At 33.3% G+C, this 8,262-nt stretch carries 6 protein-coding genes; 1 reads left to right on the forward strand and 5 read right to left on the reverse strand.

Features of this window, described 5'->3' with window-relative positions:
- Positions 1–59: 59 nt before the first annotated feature.
- From ilvB to B8T70_RS13135, 4 genes are all read right to left on the reverse strand, one after another.
- Positions 60–1,757: a biosynthetic-type acetolactate synthase large subunit gene (gene ilvB, locus B8T70_RS13120; RefSeq protein ID WP_086895138.1), complete on the reverse strand. Its 1,698-nt coding sequence runs from the start codon at positions 1,755–1,757 to the stop codon at positions 60–62.
- Positions 1,758–1,881: 124 nt separating this feature from the next.
- The gene (gene ilvD, locus B8T70_RS13125; RefSeq protein ID WP_039119159.1) at positions 1,882–3,555 is read right to left on the reverse strand and encodes a dihydroxy-acid dehydratase; all 1,674 of its coding nucleotides are present in this window, start codon (positions 3,553–3,555) and stop codon (positions 1,882–1,884) included.
- 271 nt (positions 3,556–3,826) lie between these two features.
- The gene (gene leuB / locus B8T70_RS13130) at positions 3,827–4,945 is read right to left on the reverse strand and encodes a 3-isopropylmalate dehydrogenase (protein ID WP_039112027.1); all 1,119 of its coding nucleotides are present in this window, start codon (positions 4,943–4,945) and stop codon (positions 3,827–3,829) included.
- A gap of 45 nt (positions 4,946–4,990) precedes the next feature.
- A complete protein-coding gene (locus B8T70_RS13135; RefSeq protein WP_039119225.1) occupies positions 4,991–6,166 on the reverse strand; it encodes a 2-isopropylmalate synthase in 1,176 nt (391 codons plus the stop codon).
- 155 nt (positions 6,167–6,321) lie between these two features.
- Here B8T70_RS13135 and B8T70_RS13140 point away from each other — a divergent pair, with 155 nt between their 5' ends.
- On the forward strand, positions 6,322–7,866 hold the full coding sequence (locus B8T70_RS13140) for a hypothetical protein (protein ID WP_086895136.1): 1,545 nt from the start codon (positions 6,322–6,324) through the stop codon (positions 7,864–7,866).
- 83 nt (positions 7,867–7,949) lie between these two features.
- Here B8T70_RS13140 and B8T70_RS13145 read toward each other — a convergent pair whose 3' ends face one another.
- Positions 7,950–8,159 (reverse strand): hypothetical protein, encoded by a 210-nt coding sequence (locus B8T70_RS13145; RefSeq protein WP_035624024.1) that lies wholly within the window; start codon positions 8,157–8,159, stop codon positions 7,950–7,952.
- Between the last annotated feature and the right edge of the window lie 103 nt (positions 8,160–8,262).

Below are 8,262 nucleotides of genomic sequence, written 5' to 3' on the forward strand. Positions count from 1 at the left end.
TTTCTTGTTTAAAGTTCCAAGTTGTTCAACTTTAAACCTTAAACCTCAAACTTTTTTATTTAGCTTAATCTGATATCAGAAACACATGCTCCTGTTGGAATCATTGGGAATACATTATTTTCTTTTTCAACCATAACTTCTAAGAAATAAGCATCTTCTGAAGCCATCATTTCGGCAACAGCTGCATCTAAATCTTCTCGTTTTTTTACTTTTTTTGCTTTGATATAATATCCTTCAGCAATAGCAACAAAATTTGGATTAATCATTTCTGTAGAAGCGTATCTGTTGTCAAAAAATAATTCTTGCCATTGACGTACCATTCCTAAGAATTCATTGTTAAGTACTACGATTTTTACTGGTACTCTTGTTTGGAAAATAGTTCCTAATTCCTGAATAGTCATCTGGAATCCTCCATCTCCAATAATTGCTACAACTTCGCGATCTGGTCTTCCCATTTTAGCTCCAATTGCAGCTGGTAAAGCAAATCCCATTGTACCTAAACCTCCAGAAGTAACATTACTTTTGGTTGTATTAAATTTAGCATAGCGACAAGCAAACATTTGGTGCTGACCAACATCTGAAACAATTATCGCATCACCTTTGGAGTGTTTATTAATCATTTCCATGGCTTCACCCATTGAAATACCTTTATTATTTGTAGGGTTTAATTCTTCTTTTATAACCGAATCAAACTCTATTTGATACTTTTCTTTGAATATATTATGCCAAGCCTCGTGTTTGTTATTTTCAATTAACGGAAGTAATGCATCTAATGCTTCTCTTACATCTCCTAAAACAGCAACTTCTGTCTTTACGTTTTTATCAATTTCGGCTGGATCGATATCAAAATGAATCACTTTGGCTTGTTTAGCATAAGTTGCTAAATTTCCTGTAACACGATCATCAAAACGCATTCCTAACGCAATTAGAACATCACATTCGTTAGTAAGTAAGTTTGGTCCGTAATTACCGTGCATCCCTAACATTCCTACGTTTAAAGGATGGTCTGTTGGTAAAGCCGAAAGTCCTAATATTGTCCAACCAGCTGGTATTCCAGATTTCTCAATCAAAGCTTTTAATTGCTCTTCGGCTTGACCGAGAATAATTCCTTGCCCAAAAACGATAAATGGTTTTTTAGCTTTATTAATTAATTCGGCTGCTTCTGCAACTTTATCCAATTTTAATTTAGGAACTGGAGTATAACTTCTTATTCCTGTACATTTTTTATAGCTAAATTCAAATTCATCAAATTGTGCATTTTTAGTAATATCTATCAAAACTGGGCCTGGACGACCTGATCTTGCGATATAAAATGCTCTTGCGATAATCTCAGGAATTTCTGAAGCTTCGGTAACTTGATAATTCCATTTAGTTACAGGAGTCGAAATTCCGATGATATCAGTTTCCTGAAAAGCATCTGAACCTAGTAAATGTTTCCCAACTTGTCCTGTAATACAAACCATAGGAGTCGAATCGATTTGTGCATCGGCAATTCCTGTAACCAAGTTTGTTGCTCCGGGACCAGATGTAGCAATTGCAACGCCTACTTTTCCTGTTGCTCTTGCATATCCCTGAGCTGCATGCGTTGCACCTTGCTCGTGGCGTACAAGAACGTGGTGTAATTGGTCTTTAAATTTGTATAACTCATCATAAACAGGCATTATAGCTCCACCCGGATATCCATAAACCAAGTCTACTCCTTCTTCTAACAAACATCTTATCACGGCTTCAGCGCCTGATATTTTTATCTTTTCCATATCGGTATCTTTTTCTTCACTCCTACCTTCAAATAAAGTAGAGATTAGATCTATATTTTCTTCTTTCAATAATTCCTTCATTTTTTTGAATTTTGAAATTAAACTTTTGAAATTGTATTGAATACTATTTATCAGTAACGCAACCTGTAGAAGCGCTGGAAACTGATCTTGCGTATTTAAGCAAAACTCCCTTTGAGGCTTTTAAAGCTGGTTGAATCCAATTAGCTTTTCTTTCATCAAATTCTGCGTCAGATATTTTCAGGTTAATGGTATTTTTAATCGCATCGATGGTAATTAAATCTCCATCTTGTACTAAGGCTATACCACCACCATCATAAGCTTCTGGTGTTATGTGTCCTACCACAAATCCATGTGAACCTCCAGAGAATCTACCGTCTGTAATAAGAGCAACGCTGCTTCCTAAACCAGCTCCTATAATAGCCGATGTTGGTTTTAGCATTTCGGGCATCCCCGGACCACCTTTTGGCCCACAATACCTGATGACGACTACATCTCCTGGTTTTACTTTTCCGGCCTGAATACCTGGAATTACATCAAATTCGCTTTCAAAAACGACTGCTGTTCCTTCAAAATATTCTCCTTCTTTTCCGCTTATTTTGGCAACCGCTCCTTCTGTAGCAAGGTTTCCGTATAATATCTGGATATTTCCTGTTGGTTTTAATGCTTTTTGGATTTCAAAAATTACTTCTTGTCCATCATTTAAATCTGGAACTGAAGCTAAATTTTCGGCTACTGTTTTTCCTGTTACTGTTAAACAATCTCCGTGAATAAATCCTTCTTTTAATAGATATTTCATTACTGCTGGAACTCCTCCTACATCATGTAAATCTTCCATCATGTATTTACCACTTGGTTTTAAATCAGCAAGTACTGGTGTTTTATCACTGATTCTTTGGAAATCTGCTAATGTAATTTCTACATCTACAGAATGTGCCATTGCAATTAAGTGCATAACTGCATTTGTAGAACCTCCTAAAACTGCTACTAGTGTAATTGCATTTTCAAAAGCCTTACGAGTCATAATATCTCTTGGCTTAATATCTTTTTCTAATAATACTCTGATTGCTTTTCCTGCTTCAATGCATTCTTGTCTTTTTTCTGGGCTCAAAGCTGGATATGATGAACTAAATGGTAAACTCATACCTAATGCTTCGATTGCCGATGACATAGTGTTTGCAGTGTACATTCCGCCACAAGCACCTGCTCCTGGACATGCATTTTGAATTACTCCTTTAAAATCTTCATCAGAAATAGTATTTTGGAATTTTTTCCCTAAAGCTTCAAAAGCAGAAACAATATTTAAAGATTCTCCTTTCCATTTTCCTGAATGAATTGATCCTCCATAAACCATAAGTGCAGGACGATTTACTCTTCCCATTGCAATTAGAGCTCCTGGCATATTTTTATCACAACCTGGAATAGCAATTAAACTATCGTACCATTGTGCTCCCATAACTGTCTCGATAGAGTCAGCAATAACATCACGAGAAACTAATGAAAAACGCATTCCGTCAGTACCGTTTGAGATTCCATCACTTACACCAACTGTATTGAAAATTAATCCAACTAAATCTGCATTTGAAACTCCTTTTTTGACATCTTTTGCTAAATCGTTCAGGTGCATATTACAAGTGTTACCTTCATATCCCATGCTTACAATTCCAACTTGTGCTTTTTTCAAATCTTCTTCAGTTAGACCAATTCCGTACAACATTGCTTGTGCTGCTGGTTGTGTTTGGTCTTGAGTAATGACTTTGCTGTACTTATTTAATTCCATTATGTGTTATTTGTATTTTAATTTTTATTCAAAAAAAAAACCTTCCAGTATTTGGAAGGTTTATAATATTATTTTTCAATTATATTTATACCATTCCCCTATGTATATGTGATTACCACATTGACAATAATGACAGAAGATATAATAATTGAAATTCTCATGTTTTCTTTTTAGATGTGTCAAAAGTATAAAAACTAATACTACTAAAAAAATAAAATCTCAACATTTCAACTTCTTCTTGTGATTAATTTCACGATTTTAACATTTTACCTTAAACAATCGTAGACTGTCCGATATATACGTTATCATTATTGAAATAAAGCAAGTCATCTTTGCTTAAAATAAAATTAGAAACAAACTCTCCTACTTCGTTAGTTCCAAATTTTGAATCAGATTTTAAATCTGTTGTTACTACTTGATATTCAATTGCTTTTTCTACAGCTTCGTATACTTTATTTGCTTCGGTAAAAAGACCAAAGTGCTCTAGTAACATGGCAGCTGATAGTATTGATGCAATAGGATTTGCAATGTTTTTTCCTTTTGCTTGCGGATAAGAACCATGAATTGGTTCAAAAAGCGCATTTTTTTCTCCTAATGAAGCCGAAGCTAATAATCCGATAGAACCTGTAATTACACTAGCTTCATCTGATAGAATATCTCCAAATAAGTTTTCTGTTAGGATAACATCAAACTGTCTTGGGTTAAGGATAATTTGCATTGCAGCATTATCTACAAATAGAAAATCTAAGGCAACATCCGGATAATTCTCACTTACCGTTTTTACAACTTTTCTCCACAATCTCGATGTTTCAAGTACATTAGCCTTATCGACCATTGTTACTTTTTTGCGACGATTTTGTGCTGCTTTAAAAGCTAAATGTGCAATTCTTGTGATTTCTTCTTCTGAATATTCACATAAATCAGAAGCATGTGTTCCAGCTTCGTTTAATGTTTTCTCACCAAAATATGCTCCTCCGGTAAGTTCTCTGAAAATTGTAAAATCTGCACCTTCAATAATTTGTCTTTTTAAAGGTGATGCGTCTAATAATGCTTTGTATGGCTTTATCGGACGTATGTTTGCAAATAAACCAAGTTCTTTACGCAGTTTTAATAATCCTTGCTCCGGACGAACTTTTGCACTTGGATTATTATCATATTTAGGATCTCCGATTGCGCCAAATAATACGGCATCGGTATTTAAGCAAAGGTTCAATGTTTGTTCAGGAAGTGGATTCCCTGTTTTATCGATTGCAATTGCTCCCATAAGTGCATCTTCAAAAACAAATTCATGATTGTACACCTCGCCTATAGCATGTAATGCTTTCTTGGCTTGTAAAATTACCTCTGGTCCGATTCCGTCCCCCGATAAAACTGCTATTTTCAAATTCATAATGCCTCGTTCTTTATGTATTTAAATCTTATTTTATTTTTTAAATTAACTTCTGATTAATTCACTTTCTATTTTACAAGCTTCAATAATTTGATGAATATCTTCATCTATAACTTCTTTTTTAATATCTGCAAATCTTAAAAACTCAACATATACAATGTCCAATTGTACTTTGGTAAGTTCGTAACCAACTTTCTTAGCACGGTAAGCCAATGCTGCTCTTCCGCTTCTTGCTGTAAGAATAATCGAAGACTCATTTACTCCAACATCTAGCGGATCCATGATTTCGTAAGTTGCTCTGTTCTTAATCACACCATCCTGATGTATTCCTGAACTGTGTGCAAAAGCATTTGCTCCTACAATAGCTTTGTTTGGCTGAACTATCATTCCCATACTTTCAGAAACCAAACGACTCATTTCGTTTAACTGGCGTGTATTGATATTGGTATCTAGGTTTAGGTAAGGATGTTGTTTAAAAATCATTACTACTTCTTCAAGTGCTGTATTTCCAGCTCTTTCGCCAATACCGTTAATAGTACATTCTATTTGTCTTGCTCCGTTTATAGCTCCTGCGATTGAGTTTGCAGTTGCCATTCCTAAATCATTATGACAATGACATGAAAGAATTACATTCTCGATGCCTTTTACATTTTCTCTTAAATATTTAATTTTTGCACCATATTCGTCAGGCAAACAATATCCTGTTGTATCTGGAATATTAAGCACTGTTGCACCCGATTTTATTACTTCTTCGCAGACTTTTGCAAGAAATGCATTATCGGTTCTACCAGCATCTTCTGCATAAAATTCTACATCTTCTACGTATGATTTGGCATGCGATACTGCAAATTTTGCTCTTGCTATAATGTCTTCTCTGGTTGTATTGAGTTTGTGGAGGATGTGAGATTCAGAGGTTCCGATTCCTGTATGGATTCTAGGTTTTTTTGCATGTTTTAATGCCGCTGCTGCAACATCAATATCATTTTTTACAGCTCTTGTAAGACCACAGACGGTGGCATTCTCTACAATTTTGCAAATCTCAGAGACTGATAAAAAATCCCCTGGGCTAGACACAGGAAAACCTGCCTCAATGATATCAACTCCCATTTCGTCCAGGCGTTTTGCTATCACTAACTTTTGTTTTGTATCTAACTTACATCCTGGGACTTGTTCGCCATCTCTTAAGGTGGTATCAAAAATTTGAACTTTCTCTCTATTCATTTTAATATATTTAATGTAATTTCACATCCTGATAACAAACTTATATTGTATTACTTTAGTATGAAATTCATTTTAGTGAAAATATACTGTTCATAACACAAATTAAAACCTATCAACTATCTAAATATCAATAAATTACATTATTATATTTTACAATGGCTAACCATCAAAAAGATTTTTTATTTGTATTAATAAAGTCCCTTTCCAAATCCGAAAAAAGACAATTCAAGATTTTTGCTAGTCGATTAGAAACTAGCTCAAATACAAAATTTATCGAGCTTTTTAATATTTTAGACAAATCTGAAGTCTACGATGAAAAGCTCATTTTAAAAAGCGGTATTATTAAAAAAGTACAATTATCAAATCTTAAATCGTATTTATACAAGCAAATTTTGGTTAGTATTCGGTTGAATATTCCTAGCCAAAATATTCGTTATCAGTTACGTGAACAAATTGATTTTGCTGCTATCCTTTATAATAAAGGGTTGTATAAACAGAGTTTGAAAATTTTGGATAAAACCAAACAGCAAGCTTTAGAGAATGACGAAAAGTATATGGCGTATGAAATTGTTGAGTTCGAGAAGTTAATCGAGTCTCAATATATTACACGAAGTATTCAAGGTCGTGCCGACGAATTGGTTATTCAGGCTAAAGAATTAAATTACCGTAATACTATTTCTAGTAAACTTTCTAATCTTTCGCTACAGCTATATGGTATAATGCTAAAAACGGGTTATGTAAAGAGTGATGAGGAATATAAATACATCGATGACTATTTTAATAAACATATTGCCAAATTAGACGAAACTAAGTTTGGTTTCCGCGAAAAATATTGGTTTTATAATGCCAATTTATGGCGTAGTTTCTTGGTTCAGGATTTCTTGGCAAGTTATAAATATGCCTATAAATGGGTTACGTTGTTTTACGATAATCCAAATATGATTTTCTTAAATCCTGTATTCTTTTTAAAAGGAAACCATTATTTTCTGGAGTCGCTGTATATGTTGAAATACAAATCTAATTTTAAGAAATACCTATCTTTATTAGAAGAAACCATTAATGACCCGCGTTTTCCTGTAAATGACAACGTTGCTTCATTATCATTCTTGTATTTGTATAACAATAAACTGAACTATCATATTCTTGATGCGTCTTTTGCTGAAAGCGAATATTTAATTCCAGAAATATTAGATAAAATAAAACTTCATAGTGAGCATCTTGATGAACATCACGAGATGTTGTTTTATTATAAAATTGCTTGTATTTATTTTGGTAACGAAAAATATAATGAATCTATATTTTATTTAGAGAAAATCATAAACAATAAGAATCTTACAATGCGTGAAGATTTAATGTGTTTCTCCCGAATATTATGCCTTATTGTTCATTATGAGTTAGGGAAAGATTATTACTTAGAAAATCAATTGAAGAACACGTATAAGTTTTTATTAAAAATGAATGACTTACACGAAGTACAAAAAGAGATAATTAAGTTTTTAAAGAACCTAAATAACTTCTACCCTAACGATATTAAAAAGGAATTTATAAAGATGCGTGAGCGTTTTATCGAGTTGGAAAAAAACACTTACGAAAAAAGAGCATTTTTATACTTGGATATTATTTCGTGGCTTGAAAGCAAAATCGAGAATCGAAAAATAGCAGATATCATGAGAGAAAAAGCGAAGCTTATTAATAGATAAAGAGAAAAGGTTCTGAGGTACTAAGAAAATTTAAAAGATTTTAAACCTTTGTAACTTAGAACCTCAGAACCTTTGAGCCTATTTTATCTGCAATAACAGCATGTTGATGTTCCTTGTAAACAAACATCTCCTTGTCCTGGCGTATTAGATAGTACTCCTCCAGCTTCTCCACATAATCTATCGCATAAACCAATTGTAGGATTTACGTATGGAAGTTTAACACCTCCAAATATTAATTTTTGAGCGTTATTACTAATAATTTCAACATTTTTTAGGTTTTTTAAATTTTTCATAATTGTAATAATTTGATTTTCTCCTACTCTTTAGCTTTTCGGATTACGCTTTTTAATTTGCTAATAGTTATAAGTTTAGCTAATCTAAATTATAAAAATAATT

The sequence above is a fragment of the Flavobacterium sp. AJR genome, from assembly GCF_002156885.1.
Taxonomy (GTDB): domain Bacteria; phylum Bacteroidota; class Bacteroidia; order Flavobacteriales; family Flavobacteriaceae; genus Flavobacterium.

Excerpts from the sequence above, each read along its gene's own strand:
- leuB (WP_039112027.1), bottom strand. The coding sequence starts at position 4,945 with ATGAATTTGAAAATAGCAGTTTTATCGGGGGACGGAATCGGACCAGAG.
- B8T70_RS13145 (WP_035624024.1), bottom strand. The coding sequence starts at position 8,159 with ATGAAAAATTTAAAAAACCTAAAAAATGTTGAAATTATTAGTAATAAC.
- B8T70_RS13135 (WP_039119225.1), bottom strand. The coding sequence starts at position 6,166 with ATGAATAGAGAGAAAGTTCAAATTTTTGATACCACCTTAAGAGATGGC.
- B8T70_RS13140 (WP_086895136.1), top strand. The coding sequence starts at position 6,322 with ATGGCTAACCATCAAAAAGATTTTTTATTTGTATTAATAAAGTCCCTT.
- ilvD (WP_039119159.1), bottom strand. The coding sequence starts at position 3,555 with ATGGAATTAAATAAGTACAGCAAAGTCATTACTCAAGACCAAACACAA.
- ilvB (WP_086895138.1), bottom strand. The coding sequence starts at position 1,757 with ATGGAAAAGATAAAAATATCAGGCGCTGAAGCCGTGATAAGATGTTTG.